Here is a 24,470-nt window from a genome sequence, read left to right on the forward strand (position 1 = left end):
GATCCTGACTCTCCTCGCCGGATCTCATCTTGCTCTGGAAATGGGCGCCCCAAAGCTTGGTCAATCGGTAGCAAAGGGATTCTCCCTGGAGGTGTCTACGCCAAAGTGAGCCACGAATGCCTCCCTCAAAAGCTCCCGAGTCAATTCCATACGCTCCGTCATCACGCCTATGCAAATTGCGTGCCTCAACAGTCCCTTGGTTTCTCGCGGCGAACCCTTCGTCGCTTCCCACAGGCTCACCGCCGTCTCCCTATCCTTGCCGATAAGAGACAGGTCAAATTCTCTGCAACCCGTAGCCAGAGCATTGAGAAAGCCTCGCCACTCGGCGTTGAGCGAGAAGTAGCTCAGTCTCACGACCGTGGGGATACGGGAAGTGAGCTGCTCATCCAATCCTTCGAGCCGGTCCATAGACTCCGTTCCTAGCAACACTACTGGCACTCGGACAAGGTTCATGAGCCGCTTCAACCAATCAACAACCGAAGTCGCTACCTTGAGCCCTCCCGACAGGAATATGTGTTGAAACTCGTCTAGAGCAATCAGCCTCGTGCGGTGGTGCGTGATGGCCTTTACCAAAACCAGATTCACATCATTGTTGTTTGCGCTAGATCGTCCCAGGTTCTGTGCCGCGTAGTTGTAGTTTTTGAGCAAGTCTGTCTGTACTTGAGATACTGACGGAAGCTCCTTCACGCTCGCGAAAATCATGTCCTTGGACCGCTCTTCATCGTTTGACTGCTCCATCCTACTTCGAATGAAGTCCAGCAAGGCAGACTTCCCGGCCCCGGCAGGGGCGGACACTCGGACTCCAGCAAAGGTTCCCGCAAACCGTCCGATCTCTACCGCGTCTTCAATGTGATTAACTGCAATGTTGAATTTTGTGTGCGGGACGATCAAACCCTGTAGCGTCTTAGTAGCATCAGTTGCCTTTCTTGTGTACGCCATGTTTACTCCCACCATTTTTGCGCATTTGGATCAACTACTTCAAATGTGGGAATCTCTTGGTCAAGAAGTTGCGGAGAATTTTCTGCAACACCGACCGGTGCTGTAGCGCTGGGCTCGAGAAGTTCAACCTTGCGGTCGGAGTTAACACCACCCAAGGCGGCTAGATGTCGGCGTTCTCTCCGGAACTTTTTCCCCTCTTTAATCGACTTGGATATTTGATCGCGTAGCTCCGCCTTCGCTTGGAGGAGATACTCAATCGCCCCGCTGCTCTGGTGTTTAGAACGGGCCTCCGATCGAAGGTATCTATGCTGAAGGACTGACAGCCCTTGTGCATATTTCGAGTGCAGACAGGGAACCGCTATCCAGCCCCTGGATACAGGATCCTGGACCCATATCGCGCCTAAGTCACCAGGGTCATAGCGCATCAAAGTCTTGAAGCTAGGATGCGGCTGTCGATCCGCTATTTCACCCAGTTCCACACTTCGATATGGCAACCGCAAGAACTCCACCCCTCCGGGCCCGACCGACGTACTCTTCTGAAGCGCAGTTAAGAAACGCAGTTCGTCTAGATTTGGGACAAGGACGGGAGCGGGATCAACAACCAATCCCTCTTTCAACCTATCGATGGGCCGAACTAATGTGCGGTCTGGAATTTCAAATGGATGCACATCAACCGCCCACTTAATGATGATAGAAGAGAGCGCGGAGAAGGTAATGCAAGCCGTTTTACTCGGATCGCTGGGGTCCTTTGCCTCGCCAGGCTTTTGTGTTCTTCCTTCAGCAGGAAGGAGTCGCGTGAATTCCAGCATATAGCGTTCAACGGTTGGTTTGAACCAGGGACGTCGGACAGGTCCGAACTCCAGATCACAACCAAGTACATTCGCGATTCGCTTAAGTTGCGGCGATTGAAACGCCAACGCGTTGTCCACCACCAAGCACTCCCACATCCCCGGCGTCACCCATTCGTTCTTTAGGTCAATCCCCGCTACAACATCGTCCTTCAGCGTAAGCGCCATCCGTATAGCCTTTGCCACGCGCCCCAGGGTTTCGCCTTCAAAGCTGATATAGATCGCAAGTATGTAGTTTGAAAAGGAATCGATGATCATTGTCAGCATGGGCCGACCGAGCGGTACGTGCCTGTCGTCGTCGATCACGTGGACGTCCAACATCGTGTGATCCATTTCCACTCGCTCCAACGGGCGTGTCGCGTAAACCCCTCCGGTGGATCTGCGCCACCTATGCGCTGCATACGTGCCGCCCTTACGGGCACGATCTCTTTCATAGGCGGGTACGGTCTTGCAAAGACGCCAAAACGATGTCCAACTCATAGGCGAGACATCCTCCGCATCGGGGCCGCGCTTCTTCAGATGAGCCTGGTGAGCGCCGAGATATATCTCATATGTTTCTCTTAAAGTTCTTCCATTTCTTCTAAAGTAATGTGTACGCATGCACGTCCAAGCAACGCTAGCGACCCATTCCGCTATCCGGGTGGGACTACGCCGAAATGCTGTCCGGGGAATCAGAGAGGCAATATTGCCATCGCCTTTTTCATAAGCAGCCAGCCACCGATAGACAGTTGTCGGCGACGGAGGATGTCTTTCCTCCAGCCTTTCCGCAGTTGCGCGAATCACATCAATCAATTCGCTGGCACTTAGCTCCCCCGGCCCCCGACGCCTAGCCGCCAACACGTAAGCTCTCTTGCGGTCGAGAATCCGCTCTTGATCTTCGGACAATTTGGAGAGTAGATATGGAAGCGTCTCGCTGAGTTGTCCCTGCAATGCAGATTCGCTTTCTGCGCCCGAATCACCCAGGATTTTTACCCGCCCAGCGCTTACATCCCTTTGTAAGTTGGCAACTCTGTACGTCTTTCTCGCGCCTGTAGCCACATCCTCGAGTTGCACCACTGAACTCTTCTCAAGCAACCGGTCAACCTCAAAATTTCGCTCACCAATCTGGAGGGCTAAGCCACGCTGAATAAGATGACGAGACATCACGCATCTCCTCAAAGTGCGAGTAAGAATAGATGTAATCCAGGTTCAAATCGGGCTGCAGTACAAGCGCTTTTCGGCCGATCGCGCCTATCAGCTCATACGGCGCGAGACCGGTCGCATCAGCTAGCGATGACAACGCAATAGGAAATTTCAGCTCTGGGACGAGGCGACGCACTACCTCCGCATGCCTCCCCGCGGTAGCTGATATTGCTTGGCGTAGGATTCGAGCCGCGTGACTGCGGCGCTGCCCGTGGTCGATTTCGCGCTCTGTGCAGACCAGAAATTGATAGCCGAGACCATGCAGGATTTCACCGGCCGCCGTCAGCTCTTCGATATGTTTAGGGATGTGAGCCGACGGCTTCACTTCGACAACTAATCGGCTCGAGTCGCGAAAGGTCAATAGCAGATCGGGGGTATAATGCTTCCCGTCCGGCAACGCCAGCTTAAAGGGTTGGTCCTTGATTTGGGCCAAGCCAGGACATAGTAGCGCAATGCGAATAAATCCCTGTTCCAACAGGCTTTCGTATTCGATCTGCTCATCCTGAAACCAGGGACAACTGATATAGCCCACGCGCCTATGTGGCGAGCGTGTCACTACCTTTCGGCCTCGCAGGAACGCCATTTCGATCTCCTTGGGCAGCGTTCGTCCGCAGCTCTAAAAACTGTAGACGTGACTTGACGTCGCCACGCAAAGGAGAGAAACTGAGGTTGTTCAAGTCGCAGAGCCTCAACACTTTGCACAGCGCCGGTCATCTTTCGAGGTGGTCGGCGTTTTACTTTCTACATGCGTGTCTCCCCTGACTTCGATCGTCAAGACTGAATCCCACAATTTTGTAGCGACGGCGAATGCAACAGGTCATACCCTCCGCAAAGCTAGTCCCGCGTCGGAAATACCGCCAGTTGCACTGCCCTTAAGAGCTGTGGCGCTGCCATGCGCTGAATGAATCCTTCCATCTGCTGCTCGCCATATCCGTGCATATGGTCAATGCCGTCGACCGCCACAGACCAGATCGCCGCATCCCAAAGTTGCTGACGTTCGGCTGCCGATGCGGTCAATGCGTCCGCGATGCGTAAAAGATCCTCCCGCTTAGGAGGCGGCCGCCGACCGCGTTCGATATGCGAGAGGTACGAGGCGTGAAGGCCGACCTGTTGGGCCAACTCAGCGAGCGTTAGTCCTTGCTGCAAGCGAAGCGCAGTCAGGTTTCGTCCGAAGGTTCGTGTCATTAGTGCTCCACACGACAAGTGGCTTCTCCCAGCGTACCAAAAGCGGCCAGACATTGATAGTCCTAAATAATAAGAATGAATCGCACCATTAACTCATTCTATTAATTGACCTAGCGTCCCATCCAGTCATTGCAACATAGCGCTTGATTTCCCCAACACATTTTCGAACAACGTGCCTTAGGAGGCAGTACGATCACAGTAAGGCTCATACAGACCGCCAAGCTCTCAGGCGCCCCGCAATTCCCCGTTGCCCATCTTGTGCGTCACCCACTATGAAGAATTCACACACTTGGACAGCAAAAGAGCTCATGGATCGCTTTGCTTGGCAGTTCCAGGCAGGATTTCGGCTTGATGGTTGCGTTCCGCCCTCTTGGAATGGTGTGCTGTTTGAGCTCATGTTCGCTATTGAAGACGTCCTTTCCGACGAGGAGCGGCAGCGCTTCTGGTGGACCGATATTAAAGAGAAGCGCGGCGAATTAAGAGCCTATTACGTCAACAACAACGCAGTAGACAAGGAGCAGGAAGTCGCCTCCCTGATCGACCGCGCCGAAAACCTCGTAAACGCAATTGTTCCCAAGGAAGGAAACGCTCTCTTTAGCCATCGCGCGACGCGAAGTCGCCGATAAGACAGATAGTTGGCAGCACTGGCACTCTCCCCTCATTGCGCCGGCGCTCCCATGGCGTAGCGCGGCGCCGGCACAACATAGTCTGATCGTGCCGTACCGGCGACCTGACTCCGCCTTGCTCCCGCGGTCGAACGAATCATGGAACATCGCTGGAAGCGCCCCGCTTCCAGAGCTTCGCCCCCCCTGGAACAAGCACCCATCTTTGAGTTTCCGGCTCGAAATCTCGAACGTGTGCGATTTGAGAGGGACAACTCACGGACTAGCGCTATCGGCTAAAAGCGGCCATTCATGGTAGGCCTTTGGAATCTCCTCCCAGGAGTTATCGACTCTGCTCCGAACCTCCAGTGACGGCTATCGCTGCAGGCTCGTTGAGTGATGTGAGGCCAATCATCGTCAAATTCGCAAATAGGGTTTTTCCCGACTAAGTACTTCGTTCGGGAACTTCACGTGGTCGGATTGCTGTCTCAAAGATGTCTCTCTGAGACTAGAGAAATGGACAGCCATCGCGTTGGGGGGTCACGATCGTCGCGCGGTGGATGGCCCGCGTAACCGCGACGCGCAGTGCCAGCCGCGACTGCGCGATGCGCCTAGAGTCAGCGTTGACAGCCAAGATGCGCCCGGAAAACGAGCCCTCGTAGATGACGACCTCGTCAAACTCCTTCCCCTTGGCCTTGTGGATCGTCATCAAATTCAGCCCGCGCCAATCCTTCTGCGTGGCGGCGAAATGCTCCTGTAGCATGGCCTCGCGAAGTGCCGACTCTGCGTCTGCATAGTCGCCCCGCGTCCGCCACATTTCACTTAGCGCAGTGCGCAGCGCGGAGCCCCTGTGCAGCAGGCGAAGAAAACGCGCGTCCTCGGCCACCCGGGCCACTTGGGGAGAGGTGGACGTGGCGATCAGTTCCTGCATACCAGTCCAGTCTTCCTCTGGATTTCCTGAGAGCCTGAGATCCGCTCGTACGGCTGCGATTCTCTGGCATTCCTCGATGATAAGCACCCTGTTCTTTCCCCGGATCTTTCCCGTCGACATATAAGTACCGATCGCGCCAGCGAGATCCATCTCCGCCTGCGCAGGAGCCTTATTGCCCCCACGGCCACGGATGTGAGTGTGCAGCGTGGCGACTAGGCGCGACACCAGCTCCGCTGAAGGCCCCCCTCCCAGCAGCACGGCGATGACGTTCGCAGCCAAGGACGGCGACTCCGCGTCCATCGCCACATCGTGCCGGAGCGCGGGCAGTCCGTCCATGTCCGAAGAAAGGTACTGCGAGAACTGCAGCATGAACGCCTTTGATGGCACAAGTACGGACACTGAGGCGTTCGGCTGGTTGCGCAAGCGCCTGAGTGCGGCCAGCACCTCCGCCTTCGCCCTGAAGTGCGGGCTCTGATTCCTCCGGAAGCCGTAGCGCACGATCCTCACATGCGTGTACTCCCTGCCACGGTTCCGGTCAGCCAACAAATCGTTGCCGAAGACCGTTATGTCTGTCCCGCTGCTTCGATGGTTCTCACCCGAGAAATCGAAGCTTGACGGCTGGAACGCCTCGACAAAATCCCCCAAACGACGTGGATCGGCGCCCCGGAATTCATAAATGCGTTGGTCGGGGTCACCGAGCGCGATCAGTCGACTATGTCGGCCCAACTGGTGGATGAGCGCCCACTCATCGGCATTGGTGTCCTGGAACTCGTCAAGGATCACCTCTGGATATGAGTCGCAATAGATTCTCGCCAACCGGTCACTGCGCTGAAAGAGCTGTGCGACTAGTCGAGCGAACAGGTCGAAATGCAGCCGTCCTTCCTCTTCGAACAGGCGCAGCATCTCCTGCTCGCGGACGCTGGCGTCTATGTCAGCAAAGTGGGCCGCTGCCTCCGGTGGCGGCAGAAGGGTGATGCCCCTAGCGGCGTTCAACAGGTAACCGTGGCTCCGCAGGATGCTCCAGGCGAATCCGTGGTACGTGTTTATCTCGAGGTGCTGAAGCTCATCCGGTGAGATGAGCTCTGCCGCCTTCTCAAGGATGCGCGCGACTGTTGGCCTTGCAAAGCTCAGGAATAGAACCTTCTGGCCCGGCTTCAACGTTCCGCTAGCAATCTGCTGCTGGGCTTTGATGAGCGCCACGTGGGTCTTGCCTGCCCCCGGACCAGCAAGGGCCAATGCGTGTCCGGGGCACACTAAGAACGCGAGCTTCTGCGGACTCATGACCATAGACGTCAGGCTGAGGTAGGTTCGATGGACGGTGTAGGTGGCTCTGGAGGCGGAGGCTCAATGACACGGAATATGCCATGTAGGCAACTGGCGATATATTCGGGCGTCTCTTGCCAACCAGAGCAACACGCCAGCAGATCGGCCGCCTGACCGCTACCCTTGCCCCAGGCGAAGTACTCCGACAGCGCATCCCTCAACGTCGGCAGATCGGACTCTGCACTGGGGGTCAGGTGAATCAAGTGCTGTGGCCACTCGCCGTCCGCCACCACGCCCAGCGCATAACGCCGAATCGCGTCTTCGCTGGTACCCTGCAGCACCAGGGACTCGAATCCTTTCATGGGTGATTCGTACGGGTGGTCGACAGCAGCACGAATGAGCGCGATTTGTACCTCATCCTGCTTGTCGAAAACCGCGAAGACAGTCTTGCCTAGAGTCCTAAAGAAGTTGCCAAGCGGCGCGACCTGAGAATCCGTCTTGGCATCGATAACCGCTACGCCAAGCGCCTCAAGCGATTTGAAGTACTGTGGCTCGGCCTGGCTGAGCGTACGCGCGGCCGCCGGCAGCGCGTCGAACTCCGTGCGTCCCTCAACGATGAGAACGTACTTAGCAAGCAGTGCCTCGCAGAAGCGCGCCCGAAACTCCGCCTTGTAGGCCTTCGGCTTGATCGTTGGCGGCAAGCTGGCGGAAACCGAGGTCATCACGCCCCTCGAGCGCTTGAGCACCTTGATCTGCCCTGGCTCGAACTCCTCGAGCACGTATGGGGAGTGCGATGTGAAGAGGGCCTGCGCCGACTTCTCACGCACGCTGCTGACGATGCGCTTCTGGGTGTGCGGAGGCAGCGCCGTCTCGGGCTCCTCCATGGCAAAGATGACGTTCTGCTTGAGTTCGGCGATGATAGACAGTAGCGCGAGCACCAACGTATTGATGGTGCCCGTGCCCTGGTGCTGGTACGGAGCCGCGTAGGTGCTGCCATCCGGGCGCTTCGCGCCTGTACCCATAAAGACCGTCAATGTTCGGCGCAGGGTTTCGCGCGTGAGATCCGAGACGCGCATGTGCGGATCCTCTGCCCAGTCAGACGGGACGAATCTTTTAATCGAGTCTTGCACCTCGGACAGCAGCGCGGTGACGCCGAGCTCGGGCTTCTCTGCCACCGGCAAGATGCGCAGTGAACGCAACAACTCCTCCCACATTTTGAGGCGCGAGTCCTGAAGCCGCAGAATCACATCGAGCAACGAGCCGCGCTCCAAGCTGAGTGCTCGAGAGCCAGTGCGCACCGTTCGTAGGTAGAGGAAGCCGCACTTGCGCTTGTCGGAGGCGCGGAACGTCTGGTACTCAGCGGCACCAATTGGGGCGGGAAGCGCGAAGAAAGTGTTGCCCAGGAAGTCGTCTTCCGCTGTGTCGTACGCTCCGCGGAAGAACACGCGTAGTGCAGGGCCGACTCCGACGGCGTCGGTCTTCTCGGCCGGCGGACCGCCCACTAGCGTCTCCGCTTTTGTGTCCCACCATTCCAAATGCTCGCGGAAGTGCCGCAGCTGCTCATCATTGAGGTCCGCGACGATGACTTCGACGAACAGCGGGTTCGGCTGCCCGTCGGCACTGAGATACTGGCCTGCATAGAAGTCGTGCTCGTCCACAACCGGGCGACGGGATAGCCGCTCTGGTCCCAGCACCAGATCAATCGCCTCCAGCAGCGTAGATTTCCCCACGTTGTTGTCGCCAACGAGCACGCTGTGTCCGTCGAAATGAACCGTGCCCTCCGCGATCCCGCGGAAGTTCGCGATTCTGACCTGGACAATCTTCATAAGGCCATCTCCGTGTATCTCGCGGGTGCGAACACTTACACATATACACACTCTGCCACAACGGAGCAAGAGGCAGCCCACTACCGTCGTCGCGGCTGTGCGGACACACGTGCACGGTCATGAAAGGAGCACCCGGCTATTTTCCAAACAGCCGCCACACCCGCATCCCCCTGCATCCGCGATTGGGCCCGTGCAGCTTAAAACTGGCATCGTGACACCTGCCCTATAGGCAAGACAGTGCGCCCTTGGTCGCGCGAGTTCAAATCCGCCAAGTTGAGCGAACTTTTCGCCCCGAATCTCAAGTTGAGTGAACCATTTCCTGCCGCCTACCAACTTCGATGGACCAAAGTGCTCTTTAGGCCCGGAGCGACGAGAAGAACCTGCGAAGCTATTTTCGGCATGAAATTCCCAAAGCTCCGCCACAGACCGCGCACCGTCACGATCTACACATTTGTTACACCCCAACTTCGGCGAACCAAATCTCAAGTTGAACGAAATTCGACATCAGCTCAACCCGCCAAAAAAAGGGACGCACCATAAGGAGCATGGCCGCCCGCCCCATATGTAACAGCCACCGCTCTCCCCCTTGAACCCCGGAACATCATCCCTATAATTAGCACTCGACTCCGGTGAGTGCTAACAGTCCTCCCGGGCCCAACCGATCATTCACTTTCTTCTTTAGTAACAGGAGTTCCTCATGGCCTTGCGTCCCCTGGGCGATCGCGTGATCGTCAAACGCCTCGAAAACGAGCGCAAGACTGCGTCGGGCATCGTCATCCCCGACAGCGCCGCTGAAAAGCCCGACCAGGGTGAAGTCGTGGCCGTCGGCCCCGGCAAGAAGACCGAAGACGGCAAGATCCTGCCGGTCGACCTGAAGGCTGGCGACAAGGTTCTGTTCGGCAAGTACGCCGGCCAGGCCGTCAAGGTCGATGGCGAAGAGCTGCTCGTCATCCGCGAGGACGAAATCCTCGCCGTGGTCCAGTAAACCCTGCCTCAAACGAATTTTCGAAGGAAGCTAACAAATGGCTGCCAAGCAAGTACTGTTCGGTGACGACGCCCGCGTGCGCATCGTCCGTGGCGTGAATGTCCTCGCCAATGCCGTCAAGACCACCCTGGGCCCCAAGGGTCGCAACGTCGTGCTGGAGCGCTCGTTCGGCGCCCCGACCGTGACCAAGGACGGCGTCTCCGTCGCCAAGGAAATCGAACTGAAGGACAAGTTCGAGAACATCGGCGCCCAGCTGGTCAAGGACGTCGCCTCCAAGACCTCCGACAACGCCGGTGACGGCACCACCACCGCCACCGTGCTGGCCCAGGCCATCGTTCAGGAAGGCCTGAAGTACGTTGCCGCCGGTTTCAACCCGATCGACCTGAAGCGCGGCATCGACAAGGCCGTCGCCGCCGCCGTCGCCGAACTGAAGAAGCAATCCAAGCCGGTCACGACCAGCAAGGAAATCGCCCAGGTCGGCTCGATCTCGGCCAACAGCGATTCCTCGATCGGCCAGATCATCGCTGACGCGATGGACAAGGTCGGCAAGGAAGGCGTCATCACCGTCGAAGACGGCAAGTCGCTGGAAAACGAGCTGGACGTCGTCGAAGGCATGCAATTCGACCGCGGCTACCTGTCGCCCTACTTCATCAACAGCCCGGAAAAGCAAGTCGCCGCGCTGGAAGACCCGTTCGTCCTGATCTTCGACAAGAAGATCAGCAACATCCGTGACCTGCTGCCGGTGCTGGAACAAGTCGCCAAGTCGAGCCGTCCGCTGCTGATCATCGCCGAAGACGTCGAGGGCGAAGCCCTGGCGACCCTGGTGGTCAACAACATCCGTGGCATCCTGAAGACCACCGCCGTCAAGGCGCCTGGCTTCGGCGACCGCCGCAAGGCCATGCTGGAAGACATCGCCATCCTGACGGGCGGCACGGTGATCTCCGAAGAAACCGGCATGTCGCTGGAAAAGGCCACCCTGGCCGAGCTGGGTCAAGCCAAGCGCATCGAAGTGGGCAAGGAAAACACCACGATCATCGACGGCGCTGGCGACAGCAAGTCGATCGAAGCGCGCGTCAAGCAGATCCGCATCCAGATCGAAGAAGCCACTTCCGACTACGACCGTGAAAAGCTGCAAGAACGCGTGGCCAAGCTGGCCGGCGGCGTTGCCGTGATTCGCGTTGGCGCTGCCACCGAAGTCGAAATGAAGGAAAAGAAGGCTCGCGTCGAAGACGCCCTGCACGCCACGCGCGCTGCGGTGGAAGAAGGCGTTGTGGCCGGCGGCGGCGTGGCCCTGCTGCGCGCCAAGCAAGCCATCACCGACCTGAAGGGCGACACGCCTGACCAGAACGCCGGCATCAAGCTGATCCTGCGCGCTGTCGAAGAGCCGCTGCGCACCATCGTCACCAACGCCGGCGAAGAAGCCAGCGTGGTGGTCAACACCGTGCTGCAAGGCAAGGGCAACTACGGCTACAACGCCGCGACCGGCGAGTACACCGACCTGGTCGAGCAAGGCGTGCTGGATCCCACCAAGGTGACCCGCACCGCCCTGCAGAACGCCGCCTCCGTCGCCAGCCTGCTGCTGACCGCCGAAGCCGCCGTTGTGGAACTGGCCGAAGACAAGCCCGCTGCCCCGGCCATGCCCGGCGGCATGGGCGGCATGGGCGGCATGGACTTCTAAGTCCCGCTTCCCCTGCAAGGCCTCCCCGGCTTCGGCCGGGGAACGCAGTACCCCGAAAGACCCCCGGACCTTCGCCCCGGGGGTTTTTCTTTTTACGGACCCGGCCGTCGCGCCAAATCCCGGAACGTTTGCCAACAAGTTCATGGTTTCGCGCCGGCGTATGCGTCCCTACAATGAAGGCTCCCTAGCCCGAGCCCAGATCCATGCGCCTTCCCAACAGCCTGCGTGTCCTGCGTCCGTCGGAGATCGGCGGGCTGCTGATGGATTCCGCCAACCAGTGGTCGACCCACCGCGCCTCCAGCAAAGGCGCGGCGCTGGCGTTGTACATGGTGTTTTCGCTGGCGCCGATGCTGATCCTGGTCATCGCCGTGGCGGGCGCCTTCTTCGGCGAGGACGCGGTGCGCTCGGAGCTGTTCTCGTCGCTGCGCGACCTGACCGGCGAACGCGGCGCCGAGGTGATCCAGACGGTGCTGGCCAGCGCCCACGAATCCGGCGGCGGCTGGATCGCGGCGCTGATCTCGATCTTCGTGCTGATCTTCAGCGCCACCACGGCCTTCGCCGAACTGAAGGCCAGCCTCGATGACCTGTGGGAAGTATCCGGCAACCAGAAAGGCGGGATCCACGGCATGGTCCGCAGCCGGGTGCTGTCGTTCGGCCTGGTGCTGGTGCTGGCGTTGTTCCTGTTGATTTCGCTGACCGTGAACGCGGCGCTGGGGGCCGCGCGCAAGTACTACGGCGACCTGTGGGCCGCGTCGGCGGTGGCCACGGTGGCCGACTGGCTTTCCAGCCTGTTTTCGTTTTCGGTGGTGGTGGCGCTGTTCGCGGTGATCTTCAAGCTGCTGCCGAGCGCGCGGATTTCGTGGCGCGACGTGATTCCCGGCGCCATCGTCACGGCGGCGCTGTTCCTGGTGGGCAAGTGGGGGATCGGCGTGTACCTGAGCCGGGGCGCGGCGGTGTCGGCCTACGGCGCGGCCGGGTCGCTGATCGCGCTGCTGCTGTGGATCTATTATTCGGCGCAGATCTTCTTTTTCGGCGCGGTGTTCACGCGGCAGTTCGCGCTGCGCTTCGGGCGCGAGGCCAAGGGCAAGGACGCGACGGCGGCATCCGCCCCGACGTCTGCGGCAGGGCCTCCGCCTTCGGACGCGCCCTGAGACCGCATCCGGCCATTTCACGGCCTCACGGCCTGCCTTGCGCCGGCAAGCCTGGAAGCGGCGGCGCCCGGTAGCCCACTACGCCGCGGGCGACTCCAACCCCGCCATCAGGCGCAGGCATCGCAGGAACACCGGCCGCAGTTCCTCCGGAATCGGCGCCAGCACCTGGGCCTCCACCTCGGCATCACGCGGCAACACCCGCGCCAGCAACGCCATGCCCTCGTCGGAGATCTCCAGCGCGTAGGCGCGGCCATCCTCGGCCGAGCGCGTGCGTCGCACATAGCCCTTGGCGGTCATGCGGGCGATCATCTCGGCGAAGGAATTGCGGTCCAGCGCGATCAGTTCGGCGATGCGGTTCTGGGTCGCGCCCGGGTTCTGGTAGACCGTGATCAGCAGGGCCTTCTGGCGTGGCGTCAGGTCCTCGTCGGGAAAGGCCTGCGCGAACAGCGCCTCGGCGCGGAAGTGGGCGCGGCGCAGCAGGTGCGAGGCCACCTGGGTCAGGTCGAATTCCCGCAAGGCGCGGGGCGGGGCCGGACGAGAGGTCGAACGGGAAACGGTCATGGGGCTTTCCATGGAAAGGGCCTGGCGATTGTAGGCCGGAGCGGTCAGTACCCGGCGGGTCCGGCACGGCGGCAGGCCGGCTCCGGGCGGCCCCTGGCGCCGACGCCGCCATCCTGGGCAAAACCCTGCATTGACTTCGCTCCAGGCGCTGCCTAATATCGCCACAATAGTACGTATACGTATTTTATCGCCGACACCAGGCGAGATCCTTCCCGGAATCCCGATCATGACGATCCGCCAGCTGCGCAACTATATCGACGGCCGCTTCGAAGACGGCGCGTCCACCTTCGACAAACACAGCCCGGTGGATCACGCGCTGATCGCCCAGGCCCATGAAGCCAGCCGCGAGCAGGTCGACCGCGCCGTCGCCGCCGCGCACCGCGCCCTGCCGGCGTGGGCCGCGCTGCCGGTGGGCCAGCGCACCGACCACCTGCTGGCGCTGGCCGACGGCATCGACCGCCGCTTCGACGATTTCCTGCAGGCCGAGATCGGCGACACCGGCAAGCCGGTCTCCTGGGCCAGCCAGATCGACATTCCGCGCGGCGCCGCCAATTTCCGAACCTTCGCCGAGCTGGCGCGCACGCTGGACATGGAAAGCTACATGACCGACACGCCCGACGGCCGCCAGGCGCTGAACTACGCCTACCGCAAGCCGCTGGGCGTGGTCGGGGTGATATCGCCGTGGAACCTGCCGCTGCTGCTGCTGACCTGGAAGGTGGCGCCGGCGCTGGCGTTCGGCAACACCGTCATCATGAAGCCGTCGGAAGTCACACCCTCCACCGCCACGCTGCTGGCCGAGGTCGCGCACGAGGCCGGGCTGCCGCCCGGCGTGCTGAACCTGACGCATGGCTTCGGACCGGGCTCGGCGGGCGAATTCATCACCACGCATCCGGATATCGACGGCATCACCTTCACCGGCGAATCGGCCACCGGCGCGGCCATCATGCGCGCCGTGGCGCCGGGCGTGAAGCCGGTGTCGTTCGAGCTGGGCGGCAAGAACGCGGCGCTGGTGTTCGCCGACGCCGACTTCGAGGCGGCGGTCGACGGCACCGCGCGCTCGGTGTTCGCCAACTGCGGCCAGGTCTGCCTGTGCACCGAACGCGTGTACGTGCAGCGTCCGATCTACGAACGCTTCGTCGCCGCGCTGGCCGAGCGCGCGCGGACGTTGCGCATCGGCTGGCCCAATGACGCGGACACCGCCATGGGGCCGCTGGTGTCGCGCGAGCACCGCGACAAGGTGCTGTCGTACTTTGCGCTGGCGCGCGAGGAAGGCGCCACCGTGGTCACCGGCGGCGGCGTGCCGGTGTTCGGCGATGCGCGCGACGCCGGCGCCTACGTGCAGCCGACCATCTGGACCGGCCTGCCCGAGAGCGCGCGCTGCATCAAGGAAGAAGTGTTCGGTCCGGTCTGCCACGTGGCGCCGTTCGACACCGAGGAGGAGGCCATCCGCCTGGCCAACGACACCCGCTACGGCCTGGCCGCTGCCGTCTGGACCCAGGACCTGACCCGCGGCCACCGCGTCGCGCAGGCCATGAAGGTCGGCCTGGCGTGGGTCAATTGCTGGTTCCTGCGCGACCTGCGCACGCCGTTCGGCGGCAGCGGCCTGTCGGGCATCGGCCGCGAGGGCGGCCGCCATTCGCTGCATTTCTATACCGAGCCCACCAACGTCTGCATCAAGCTGTGATGCACAACGCCTCCAAGGACACGCCATGACCCAATCTTCCACCAGCGCCAGCGTCGTCGCCGGCAAGGCCACCCCGCGCGGCAAGTATCCCCACATCAAACGCGCCGGCGACTTCCTGTTCGTCTCCGGCACCAGCTCGCGCCTGCCTGACAACCGCATCGCTGGCGCCGAGGTCGACGCGATGGGCACCGCCACACTCGACATCCGCGTGCAGACGCGCGCGGTGATCGAGAACATCCGCGACATCCTGGCCAGCGCCGGCGCCAGCCTGGCGGACGTGGTCGAGATCAGTACTTTCCTGGTCAACATGAACGACTTCGGTGGCTACAATCAGGTCTACGGCGAGTTCTTCGACGCCGATGGACCGGCACGCACCACCGTGGCGGTGCATCAGTTGCCGCACCCGCAATTGCTGATTGAGATCAAGGCGGTGGCGTACAAGCCGCAGGCGCGCTGAGCGGCGCGCGCGGCCATGGCGCCCGACCGCCTTGCGGCTTCGCCTTCGGAACAGGATCGCCGCCCCGCCGGGACGGCCGCGCGCATGTCGAACTTCCGCATCACGCCCAACGCGCTCAGCCACAAACTGAAGCTGCACCAGCTGCAGATCTTCGAACGCGTGCTGACGCGCCGCTCGCTGTCGCGCGCCGCCAGCGACATGCACCTGACCCAGCCTACCGTCACCAAGGCCATCCACGACCTGGAGGCCTTCTTCGGCGCGACACTGTTCGAGCGCTCCAATCGCGGCGTCACGCCGACCGAGCTGGCGCTGGTGCTGGGCCGCCGCGTGCACGCCATGATGGCCGAGATCCGCTACATGGCCGACGACATCGACGCGGTGCTGGGCGGCGCCAGCGGCCACGTGGTGGTGGGCACGCTGATCGCGGCCTCGGCCAAGCTGCTGCCCGAGGCCATCGCGCGGCTGATGACGGAGCACCCCGGCATCCAGGTCACCGTGCGCGAGGGCCCATCGGCGCAGTTGCTGCCAGCGCTGGCCACGGGCGACGTCGACATCGTGGTGGGCCGGCTGCCGGGCGCCGACATGGCATCAATCTCGGGCGTGGCCGTCGATCACCACCAGCTGTACCGCGAAGACCTGTGCCTGGTGGCCGGCGCGCGCCATCCGCTCGCGGGCGCCGCGCGCGTGACGCTGGCCGAGCTGGCCGACCACATCTGGATCCTGCCCGCGCCGACCTCGCCGCTGCGCGCCTCGATCGAGCGCAGCTTCTTCGATGCCGGCGTGCGGCTGCCCACGCGCCACGTCGAGTCGCTGTCGCTGCTGACCAATATCGGCATCCTGATGCACAGCGACGCGCTGGCGCTGATGCCCTACGACGCCGCGGCCCAGTTCCTGGCCATGGGCGTGCTGACACGCCTGCCCACCGACGCCTTCGGCGCGTTCGGCGATGTCGGCTATTCGATCCGCGCCGACCGGCCGTTGACGCCCGCCTGCCTGCGGCTGGTCGACTACCTGAAACAGATCGCCGCGCAGCGCCCCGCCAGCGCTTGAGCGCCGGCCACCGCATCCGGGATATCCCGTTCAGGGAAACCCCGCGATAGATACCCCGCATATCCAACCGCGCAATTTCTATTGTGCCGCGCGCCCCTCCCCCGCCTAGACTTGCCTTCAGCGAAGTCCGCACGAGCCTTTCGGAGACCGTCATGCCCGCCTATGGCCCGCCCCTGAATTTCCAGCGTTGGATCCAGGACCACGCCCACCTGCTGCAACCGCCGGTGGGCAACCAGCAGATCTGGCAGGACGCCGATTTCATCGTCACCGTGGTCGGCGGCCCCAACCTGCGCACCGATTACCACGACGATCCGCTGGAAGAGTTCTTCTACCAGGTGCGCGGCAACGCCTGGCTGTCGCTGTGGATCGACGGCAAGCCCGAACGGGTCGACCTGAAGGAAGGCGACATCTTTCTGTTGCCGCCGCATGTGCGCCATTCGCCGCAACGCCCCGAGACCGGCAGCGCCTGTCTGGTGATCGAGCGCCAGCGCCCGCAGGGGCTGCTGGACGGCTTCGAATGGTATTGCCCGCATTGCGGCCACCTGGTGCACCGCGTCGAGGTGCAGCTCAAAAGCATCGTGACCGACCTGCCGCCGCTGTTCCAGGCCTTCTATGCCAGCGAGGAAAAGCGCACCTGCCCCGGCTGCGGCGCGCTCCACCCCGGCAAGGCGCAAGCCTCCGCCGCGCAGCCGTCGCCCGCCTGACGCCCTCCCCAACCCGCCGCAACTTTCTTTCCATGACCTTGAAAATCGATATGCACGCGCACTTCTTCCCGCCCATCACGCGGCAGGAAGCAGCGGCGCTGGACCCGGTGGACGCGCCCTGGCTGCGGCGCGACGGCGATGGCTCGACCGGCCAGATCATGGCCGGCGACCGCCCCTTCCGCCCGGTCGATGCCACGTTGTGGGACCCGGCCCTGCGCGTCGAACAGATGGACCGCCACGGCGTCGACCTGCAGATCCTGTGCGCCACGCCGGTGATGTTCGGCTACAGCTATCCCGCGCGGGCCGCGGCCGACTGGGCCGCGCGCATGAACGACCTGGCGCTGGAGCACTGCGCCTTCGCGCCCGACCGCCTCAAGGCCTTGGCGCAGGTGCCGCTGCAGGACCTGGAGCTAGCCTGCCGCGAGGCCTCGCGGGCCCGCGCCGCCGGTCACCTGGGCGTGCAGATCGGCAACCACGTCGGCCCGCGCGACCTGGACGACGACACGCTGGTGCGGTTCCTGGTGCATTGCGCCGACGAAGGCATCCCGGTGCTGGTGCACCCTTGGGACATGATGACCGACGGCCGCATGAAGCGCTGGATGCTGCCGTGGCTGGTGGCGATGCCCGCCGAAACCCAGCTGGGCATCCTGTCGCTGATCCTGTCCGGCGCGTTCGAGCGCATCCCCCGCAGCCTGAAGCTGTGCTTCGCCCACGGCGGCGGCAGCTTCGCCTTCCTGCTGGGACGCGTGGACAACGCCTGGCGCCACCGCGACATCGTGCGTCAGGACTGTCCGCAACTGCCCTCGTCGTACACCGACCGCTTCTACGTCGACAGCGCCGTGTTCGATCCGCGCTCGCTGCGGCTGTTGATCGACGTGATGGGCGAGGACCGCGTGCTGCTGGGCTCCGATTATCCGTACCCGCTGGGCGAACAGGAGGTCGGCCGGCTGGTGTCGAATTCCGACCTGTTGCCTGCGGTGCAGCACAAGATCCTGGCGGCCAACACGCAGACGTTCTTCGGGCTGGATCGCTGAGCCGCCCGCCAACCATGACCGTGACACACGGCAACGCAAGGGGATTCACCATGAAACGCATCCATCTGCTGGCCGCCGCGGCGGCCGTGGCCCTGGCTCCCGGGGCCGCCGCCTGGGCCGACGTCAAGATCGGCCTGCTGACCACGTTGACCGGCCCCGGCTCGGTGCTGGGGCAGGACCAGCTCGACGGCTTCATGCTGGCCGTGGAACAGGGCGGCGGCAAGCTGGGCGGCGTGCCGGTGCAGGTCATCAAGGAAGACGACCAGTTCAAGCCCGAGATCGGCGTGCAGGCCGCGCGCAAGCTGGTGCAGAGCGACAAGGTGCCGATCATCACCGGCATCGTGTATTCGAACGTGATGCTGGCGGTGGCGCGGCCGGTGACGGGCGCCGGCGTGTTCCTGGTGGGCTCGAACGCCGGCCCCACCAACCTGGCGGGCAAGGACTGTTCGCCGTTCTTTTTCTCGACCTCGTGGAACAACACCCAGCGCCACGAAGGCAGCGGCGAGATGGCCAACCAGATGGGCTTCAGAAAGGTCTACCTGCTGGCGCCCAACTACCAGGCCGGCAAGGACGCCATGGCCGGCTTCAAGCGCTTCTTCAAGGGCGAGGTGGTCAACGAGGTCTTCACCCAGGTCAACCAGCCGGACTACTCGGTCGAACTGGCGGCGCTGGCCGATGCCAGGCCCGATGCCGCCTACGTGTTCTTTCCCGGCGGCATGGGCGTGAACTTCATCAAGCAGTACCGGCAGGCGGGCCTGTTCGACAAGATCCCGCTGCTGTCGGTCGACACCATCGACGGCGCCACCCTGCCCGCGCTGCAGAAGGATGCGCTGGGCGCGGTCACCAACGTGCCGTATTCGCCGGACCTGGACAACGCCGCCAACAAGGCCTTCGCCGCCGCCTTCCGCCAGAAGTACGGCCGCGAGCCGTCCAGCTACGCGGCCCAGTCGTGGGACGCGGCGCAACTGATCGGCTCGGCGCTCAAGCGCACCGGCGGCAAGACCGACGACAAGGAAGCCTTGCGCAAGGCGCTGGAAGCCGCCGACTTCGCATCGGTGCGCGGCGAGTTCCGCTACCAACCCAACCATTTCCCGGTGGCCGGCTTCTTCCGCGCCGACGTGGCGGCGGGCGCGGACGGCAAGGTCGGTTTCGTCAACAAGGGTCCGATCTTCGCCGACCTGTCCAAGGTCTCCGACCAGTACGCCGCGCAGTGCGCCATGAAATGACGCCGGCCTGCCGGGCAAGAACGAGGTAAGGCGCCATGTCCGCGACATTGCTGCTGGTGCAGGCCCTGAACGGCCTGCAACTGGGTATCCTGCTTTTCCTGCTGGCCGCCGGGCTGACGCTGGTGTTCGGCATCATGAACTTCATCAACCTGGCGCACGGCTCGCTGTACATGATGGGCGCCTTCATCGCGGCCACCGTGTTCCGCCACAGCGGCTCGTTCCTGCTGGCGGCCGCCGCCGTGGTGGCGGGCATGGCGCTGCTAGGCCTGCTGCTGGACCGCATCGCGCTGGCGCGGCTGTATCCGCGCGAGCACCTGGACCAGGTGCTCGCCACCTTCGGTTTCATCCTGTTCTTCAACGAGCTGACCCGCATCATCTGGGGCCCTGCGCCCATCAGCATGGGCCTGCCGTCGTGGCTGTCGGGCACCATCGACCTGCTGGGCGTCACCTACCCGCTATACCGCTTTCTCATCATCGTGGCGGGGCTGGCGGTGGCGGCGGGCTGCTACGTGCTGATCCACCGCACGCGGCTGGGCATGCTGATCCGCGCCGGCTCCACCGACCGCATGATGGTGGGCGCGCTGGGCGTGAACATCGCGCGCCTGAACACGCTGCTGTTCGTGCTGGGCGCGGTGCTGGCCGGCGTGGCCGGGTTGATGGCAGGGCCGATCCTGTCGGCGCAGACCGGCATGGGCGAACCGATCCTGATCCTGACGCTGGTGGTCATCGTTATCGGCGGCATCGGCTCGGTGCGCGGCGCCTTCCTGGCGGCGCTGATGGTGGGGCTGGTGGACACGCTGGGCCGGGCGCTGCTGCCCGCCCTGCTGCGCGCCGCGCTGCCGCCGGCCGCCGCCAACGCGGCCGGGCCGGCGATCGCCTCGATGCTGATCTACATCGTCATGGCGCTGGTGCTGGCGCTGCGGCCGCAGGGCCTGTTTCCCGTGCGGCACGGCTAGCGCCCAAGGAGGCCAACACATGCTTCGACTCTCTCCCCGCGCGTTCGCCGCCGGCGCGCTGTTGCTGCTCCTGGCGCTGGTGCCGCTGTATGCGCAATGGCAGGGTGAACCCTTCCTGCTGGCGCTGTTCGGCCGCGTGCTGGTGTACGGCATCGCCGCGCTGGCGCTGAACCTGCTGCTGGGCTACGGCGGCATGGTCAGCTTCGGCCACGCGCTGTACCTGGGCCTGGGGGCCTATGCGGTCGGCGTGCTGAACCACTACGGCATCGAGAACGGCTGGCTGCACCTGCTGGCCGCGTTGGGCGCCTGCGCGGCCGTCGGCCTGGTGAGCGGCTACGTGGTCATGCGCACGTCCGGCATCGCCTTCATCATGATCACGCTGGCGTTCGCGCAGATGTTCTATTTCCTGGCCACCGGGCTGGAAGGTTTCGGCGGCGACGACGGCATGTCGCTGTTCGCCGGCAGCGACTTCGGCCTGTTCCGGCTGGATACGCCGCTGGCGCTGTACTACACCGCGTTCGGCGTGCTGCTGCTGGCGCTGGCCGCGCTGCGCCGCCTGGTGCAGGCGCCGTTCGGCATGGTCCTGCGCGGCTGCCAGGCCAACGAGCGGCGCATGCGCGCGCTGGGGTTCGCCACGCTGCGCTATCGCCTGGCGGCCTACGTGCTGTCGGCGATGGTATGCGGCGTGGCGGGCGTGCTGCTGGCCAACCTGACGCTGTACGTATCGCCTTCGTACCTGGCCTGGACCACCTCAGGCGAACTGATCGTGATGGTGGCGCTGGGCGGCCTGGGCACGGTGGTCGGCCCGCTCGCCGGGGCGCTGGCCTTCCTGCTGCTGGAGGAAGGGCTGAAGCTGCTGACCGACCATTGGATGCTGGTAATGGGCCTGCTGATCGTAGGCGTGGTGCTGGTGTCGCGCCGCGGCCTGTATGGCGGCCTGTCGGACAAGCCGTTGCGCCTGGGCGCCGCGCGCGCCCTGCCCCATCCCACCGGAGAACCGCGATGAGCGCGCTGCGCGTCGAACACCTGGTCAAGCGCTACGGCGGCCTGACCGTCACCGACGACCTGTCGCTGGACGTACGGCCGGGCGAGCTGCATGCCGTGATCGGCCCCAACGGCGCCGGCAAGACCACGCTGATCGGCCAGTTGAGCGGCGAGCTGCGGCCCGACGGCGGCCGCGTGCTGCTCGACGGCGAGGACGTGACGCGCCTGCCGGTCGAGCGGCGCGTGCGCCGCGGGCTGGCGCGCTCTTACCAGATCACCTCGGTGTTCAAGCCGTTCACCGCCCTGGAGAACGTGGCCATGGCGGTGCAGGCGCGGCGCGGCCACAGCTTCCGCTTCTGGCGGCCGGTGCTGTCGACCCCGGCGCTGCGCGAGCCGGCGCGCGAGGCGCTGGCGCAGGCCGGGCTCGACGGCCGCGCCGACACACCCGCCGCCGCCCTGGCGCATGGCGAGCTGCGGCAACTGGAGCTGGCCATGGTGCTGGCCTGCCAGCCCACCCTGCTGCTGCTGGACGAACCCATGGCCGGCATGAGCCAGCACGAATCCGAGGCCATGACGCGCCTGCTGCAACGGCTGCGCGGGCACTACACCATCCTGCTGGTGGAGCACGACATGCAGGCGGTGTTCGCACTGTCCGACCGCATCACGGTGCTGGTGTACGGCCGCGCCCTGGCCTGCGGCGATGCCGACCAGATCCGCAACGATCCGCAGGTGCGCGAATGCTATCTGGGCAGCGAACGCGGCCACGCCGGCCGCCGCGCGCAGGGAGCGCCGGCATGAGCGCGCTGCTGTCGCTGCGCGGCGTGACCGCGCACTACGGCGCCAGCCAGGCGCTCTTCGGCATCGACCTGGATATCGCCGCGGGCGAGTTCGTGACGCTGCTGGGCCGCAACGGCATGGGCAAGTCGACCACGGTCAAGGCCATCATGGGCCTGAACCACGCCAGCCGCGGCGCCATCACGTTCGACGGCGGCGACATCGTCGCCCTGCCGGCCTACAAGGTGGCGCAATGCGGCATCGGCCTGGTGCCCGAGGGCCGGCACGTGTTCCCCAACCTGTCGGTGCGCGAGAACCTGGTGGCCACCGCGCACAATCGCCAGGGGCTGGCGCAGCCCTGGACGCTGGAACGCGTCTACGCGCTGTTCCCGCGGCTGGCCGAACGCGCGCGCCACCTGGGCAGCCACCTGTCGGGCGGCGAGCAGCAGATGCTGGCCATCGGCCGCGCGCTGCTGACGAATCCGCGCCTGCTGATCCTGGACGAGGCCACGGAAGGGCTGGCGCCGGTGGTACGCGAAGAGATCTGGCAGGCGCTGGAAAGCCTCAAGCGCACCGGGCTGGCGGTGCTGTGCATCGACAAGAACCTGGAGCCGCTGCTGGCCACCGCGGATCGCCACGCCATCATCGAGAAAGGCCGGGTGGCCTGGAGCGGCACGTCCCAGGCCTTCATCGACGACGAAGCGCGCCTGCTGCAATACCTGGGCGTGTAGCGCGGCGGCCGGGGCCGTCGCGCCGCCGGCTCACATGCCGACGCCGGCCGCTTCCCGCGAGCGTGGCGTGGCCTCGGCGCCAGCGACCGCGGCCATCTCCGCCGCTGGCGCGGCATCGGCCGGACCGGAAGGCGCGGGGTCGCGCGCCACCGCTTCCAGCGCATGCAGCGCCCCGTGTTCGCGCAGGATTTCCAGCTGCGCGGCCAGCGCGTTGACGAACACGGGCTTGTCGCCCAGGTCGCCGAACACCGGCCGATAGCCCGCCAGCACCAGGGCGCGGCGATACGCGGCCTGCTTGGGCGCAGCCGCCCGCGCCGCCACATCGGCGCGCGCCAGCAGCCTGGACAACGGCGCGGCCAGCGGATCTTCGATGGGATAGCGCGCGCCGTGCTCGTCTTCGCCGCGCAGGTAGTGCAGCCAGGCCGCCACGGCGAGCGCCAGCCTGCGGATGTCGTCACCGCCGCGCAGGCGGTCGCGGATCGTGGCCAGCAGGCGGGGCGGCAGCTTCTGCGATCCGTCCATCGCCACCTGCCGGGTCGGATGCGGCAGCGCCGCGTTGTCGACCCGCGCCAGGAATCGCTGGCGATAGCCTTCCAGGCCCGCATCCGGGATGCCCTTGAGCGTCGGCGCGATCTCGTGGCGCATCAGGTCGTCGACGAAGCCACGCAGCGCCGGCACCGCCGCGGCCTCGCGCATCGTGGCCGCGCCCAGCAACGTGCCCAGGTAGGCCAGCACCGAGTGCGGGCCGTTGACCATGCGCAGCTTCAGGCGCTCGTAGGGCGCGGCGTTGGCCACGAAGGTCGCGCCCGCCGCCTCCCAGGCCGGACGCCCGGCCGCGAATCTATCCTCGACCACCCAGTTCATGTAGGGCTCGCCGATCACCGGCCAGGCGTCCTCCGCGCCCAGCCGCTGCGCGATGCGCGCGCGGTCGTCGTCGCGCGTGGCCGGCACGATGCGGTCCACCATGGAATTGGGGAAGGTGCAGTGCGAGTCGATCCAGCTGGTCAGGGCCACGTCCAGCCGAAGCGCGAAGGCCAGCACCAGGCTGCGCAAGGTGTCGCCGTTGGCCTGCAGGTTGTCGCAGGACAGCAGCGTCACGGGGGGCAGGCCGCGCTCGCGGCGCAGCGCCAGGCCGTGCACCAGCAGGCCGATGGCGCTGCGCGGACGGATCGGATTGTCCAGATCGTGCAGGATGTCCGGATCGTCCCAGCGCAGGTGGCCGGTGGCCGGGTCGTGGCAATAGCCCTTCTCGGTGATGGTCAGGCTGACGATGCGCGTCTGCGGATAGGCGATGCGTTCGAGCACTGCGTGGGGGTCTTCCTCGGCGACCATCACGCGCTGCACCGCGCCGACCACGCGCAGTTGCTCGCGCGCCGCGCCATCCGGGCCGCTGTCACGCAGCGCCAGGGTGTAGAGGCCGTCCTGCGGCGCCAGCGCGTCGCGCGTGGCGGGGCTGCGCAGCGACACGCCGAGAATGCCCCAGGTCAGGTCCTGGCTGGCGGCCATGGCCAGGTCCGTGGCCAGCGCCTGGTGCGCGCGGTGAAAGGCGCCCAGCCCCAGATGCACGATGCCCGGCGTCAGTCGGCTGCGGTCATAGGCGGGTTTCTCCACGTCCGCGGGCAGGCGTGGCAAGGACTCCGTATTCAAGCGTTCGAGCATGGATCGCAATGTCTCATGGCGCCGTCATGCATCTGCCCCGGGACAGGCGGAAAGGCGCGT

22 protein-coding genes and 1 pseudogene are annotated in these 24,470 nt (G+C 64.2%); 15 read left to right on the forward strand and 8 right to left on the reverse strand.

The window, feature by feature from the left end:
• Positions 1–60 precede the first annotated feature (60 nt).
• The 4 genes from ACVN9Z_RS03165 to ACVN9Z_RS03180 all read right to left on the reverse strand — a co-directional run bounded on the left by ACVN9Z_RS03165 (position 61) and on the right by ACVN9Z_RS03180 (position 4,154).
• Positions 61–939, reverse strand: coding sequence for a TniB family NTP-binding protein (locus ACVN9Z_RS03165; protein WP_458213114.1), 879 nt, complete (start codon positions 937–939; stop codon positions 61–63).
• A gap of 2 nt (positions 940–941) precedes the next feature.
• The gene (locus ACVN9Z_RS03170; protein ID WP_458213115.1) at positions 942–2,930 is read right to left on the reverse strand and encodes a hypothetical protein; all 1,989 of its coding nucleotides are present in this window, start codon (positions 2,928–2,930) and stop codon (positions 942–944) included.
• Positions 2,884–3,552: a Tn7 transposase TnsA N-terminal domain-containing protein gene (locus ACVN9Z_RS03175; protein ID WP_458213116.1), complete on the reverse strand. Its 669-nt coding sequence runs from the start codon at positions 3,550–3,552 to the stop codon at positions 2,884–2,886. The genes ACVN9Z_RS03170 and ACVN9Z_RS03175 overlap by 47 nt, the downstream gene beginning before the upstream one ends.
• A 251-nt stretch (positions 3,553–3,803) precedes the next feature.
• Complete coding sequence (locus ACVN9Z_RS03180; protein WP_458213117.1) at positions 3,804–4,154, reverse strand: helix-turn-helix domain-containing protein; 351 nt, start codon at positions 4,152–4,154, stop codon at positions 3,804–3,806.
• Positions 4,155–4,462: 308 nt separating this feature from the next.
• Here ACVN9Z_RS03180 and ACVN9Z_RS03185 point away from each other — a divergent pair, with 308 nt between their 5' ends.
• Positions 4,463–4,780: a hypothetical protein gene (locus tag ACVN9Z_RS03185; RefSeq protein WP_458213118.1), complete on the forward strand. Its 318-nt coding sequence runs from the start codon at positions 4,463–4,465 to the stop codon at positions 4,778–4,780.
• 484 nt (positions 4,781–5,264) lie between these two features.
• On the opposite strand, the gene ACVN9Z_RS03190 is transcribed toward ACVN9Z_RS03185, so the two are convergent.
• Positions 5,265–6,974, reverse strand: a complete 1,710-nt coding sequence (locus tag ACVN9Z_RS03190; RefSeq protein WP_458213119.1) for a UvrD-helicase domain-containing protein — start codon at positions 6,972–6,974, stop codon at positions 5,265–5,267.
• Positions 6,975–6,979: 5 nt separating this feature from the next.
• Complete coding sequence (locus ACVN9Z_RS03195) at positions 6,980–8,776, reverse strand: ATP-dependent nuclease (protein ID WP_458213120.1); 1,797 nt, start codon at positions 8,774–8,776, stop codon at positions 6,980–6,982.
• A 697-nt stretch (positions 8,777–9,473) separates the two neighbouring features.
• Here ACVN9Z_RS03195 and groES point away from each other — a divergent pair.
• From groES to ACVN9Z_RS03210, 3 genes are all read left to right on the forward strand, one after another.
• On the forward strand, positions 9,474–9,761 hold the full coding sequence (gene groES / locus ACVN9Z_RS03200; protein WP_006385977.1) for a co-chaperone GroES: 288 nt from the start codon (positions 9,474–9,476) through the stop codon (positions 9,759–9,761).
• 37 nt (positions 9,762–9,798) lie between these two features.
• Positions 9,799–11,439, forward strand: a complete 1,641-nt coding sequence (groL, locus tag ACVN9Z_RS03205; RefSeq protein WP_006385976.1) for a chaperonin GroEL — start codon at positions 9,799–9,801, stop codon at positions 11,437–11,439.
• 203 nt (positions 11,440–11,642) lie between these two features.
• Complete coding sequence (locus ACVN9Z_RS03210; protein WP_047991848.1) at positions 11,643–12,590, forward strand: YihY/virulence factor BrkB family protein; 948 nt, start codon at positions 11,643–11,645, stop codon at positions 12,588–12,590.
• 78 nt (positions 12,591–12,668) lie between these two features.
• On the opposite strand, the gene ACVN9Z_RS03215 is transcribed toward ACVN9Z_RS03210, so the two are convergent.
• Complete coding sequence (locus ACVN9Z_RS03215) at positions 12,669–13,151, reverse strand: MarR family winged helix-turn-helix transcriptional regulator (RefSeq protein ID WP_102949848.1); 483 nt, start codon at positions 13,149–13,151, stop codon at positions 12,669–12,671.
• A gap of 226 nt (positions 13,152–13,377) precedes the next feature.
• On the opposite strand from ACVN9Z_RS03215, the gene ACVN9Z_RS03220 reads away from it, so the two are divergent.
• From ACVN9Z_RS03220 to ACVN9Z_RS03270, 11 genes and pseudogenes are all read left to right on the forward strand, one after another.
• On the forward strand, positions 13,378–14,835 hold the full coding sequence (locus ACVN9Z_RS03220; RefSeq protein ID WP_458213121.1) for a 2-hydroxymuconic semialdehyde dehydrogenase: 1,458 nt from the start codon (positions 13,378–13,380) through the stop codon (positions 14,833–14,835).
• A 25-nt stretch (positions 14,836–14,860) separates the two neighbouring features.
• Positions 14,861–15,292, forward strand: a complete 432-nt coding sequence (locus ACVN9Z_RS03225; RefSeq protein WP_054515965.1) for a RidA family protein — start codon at positions 14,861–14,863, stop codon at positions 15,290–15,292.
• An 84-nt stretch (positions 15,293–15,376) separates the two neighbouring features.
• Positions 15,377–16,342, forward strand: a complete 966-nt coding sequence (locus ACVN9Z_RS03230) for a LysR substrate-binding domain-containing protein (protein WP_035201050.1) — start codon at positions 15,377–15,379, stop codon at positions 16,340–16,342.
• A gap of 152 nt (positions 16,343–16,494) precedes the next feature.
• Positions 16,495–17,046: a 3-hydroxyanthranilate 3,4-dioxygenase gene (locus ACVN9Z_RS03235; RefSeq protein ID WP_020926369.1), complete on the forward strand. Its 552-nt coding sequence runs from the start codon at positions 16,495–16,497 to the stop codon at positions 17,044–17,046.
• Positions 17,047–17,078: 32 nt separating this feature from the next.
• Positions 17,079–18,080: an amidohydrolase family protein gene (locus ACVN9Z_RS03240; protein WP_024070371.1), complete on the forward strand. Its 1,002-nt coding sequence runs from the start codon at positions 17,079–17,081 to the stop codon at positions 18,078–18,080.
• Between the two features lie 50 nt (positions 18,081–18,130).
• Positions 18,131–19,306: an ABC transporter substrate-binding protein gene (locus ACVN9Z_RS03245; protein WP_024070372.1), complete on the forward strand. Its 1,176-nt coding sequence runs from the start codon at positions 18,131–18,133 to the stop codon at positions 19,304–19,306.
• Positions 19,307–19,341: 35 nt separating this feature from the next.
• Complete coding sequence (locus tag ACVN9Z_RS03250) at positions 19,342–20,262, forward strand: branched-chain amino acid ABC transporter permease (RefSeq protein ID WP_006391326.1); 921 nt, start codon at positions 19,342–19,344, stop codon at positions 20,260–20,262.
• Positions 20,263–20,281: 19 nt separating this feature from the next.
• Positions 20,282–21,268 carry a branched-chain amino acid ABC transporter permease gene (locus ACVN9Z_RS03255; RefSeq protein ID WP_053498177.1) on the forward strand — a complete coding sequence of 329 codons (987 nt, stop codon included), beginning with the start codon at positions 20,282–20,284 and terminating at the stop codon, positions 21,266–21,268.
• A 62-nt stretch (positions 21,269–21,330) separates the two neighbouring features.
• Positions 21,331–21,729: pseudogene (locus ACVN9Z_RS03260) on the forward strand (ATP-binding cassette domain-containing protein); the annotation flags it as partial.
• Between the two features lie 147 nt (positions 21,730–21,876).
• Positions 21,877–22,044: an ABC transporter ATP-binding protein C-terminal domain-containing protein gene (locus ACVN9Z_RS03265; protein WP_369817049.1), complete on the forward strand. Its 168-nt coding sequence runs from the start codon at positions 21,877–21,879 to the stop codon at positions 22,042–22,044.
• Positions 22,041–22,751: an ABC transporter ATP-binding protein gene (locus ACVN9Z_RS03270; RefSeq protein ID WP_054437767.1), complete on the forward strand. Its 711-nt coding sequence runs from the start codon at positions 22,041–22,043 to the stop codon at positions 22,749–22,751. Before ACVN9Z_RS03265 ends, ACVN9Z_RS03270 begins: the two co-directional genes overlap by 4 nt.
• Before the next feature lie 30 nt (positions 22,752–22,781).
• On the opposite strand, the gene ACVN9Z_RS03275 is transcribed toward ACVN9Z_RS03270, so the two are convergent.
• Complete coding sequence (locus ACVN9Z_RS03275) at positions 22,782–24,410, reverse strand: mannitol dehydrogenase family protein (protein WP_458213122.1); 1,629 nt, start codon at positions 24,408–24,410, stop codon at positions 22,782–22,784.
• Positions 24,411–24,470: the final 60 nt, after the last annotated feature.

This window comes from Achromobacter sp. KK8 (assembly GCF_054188005.1).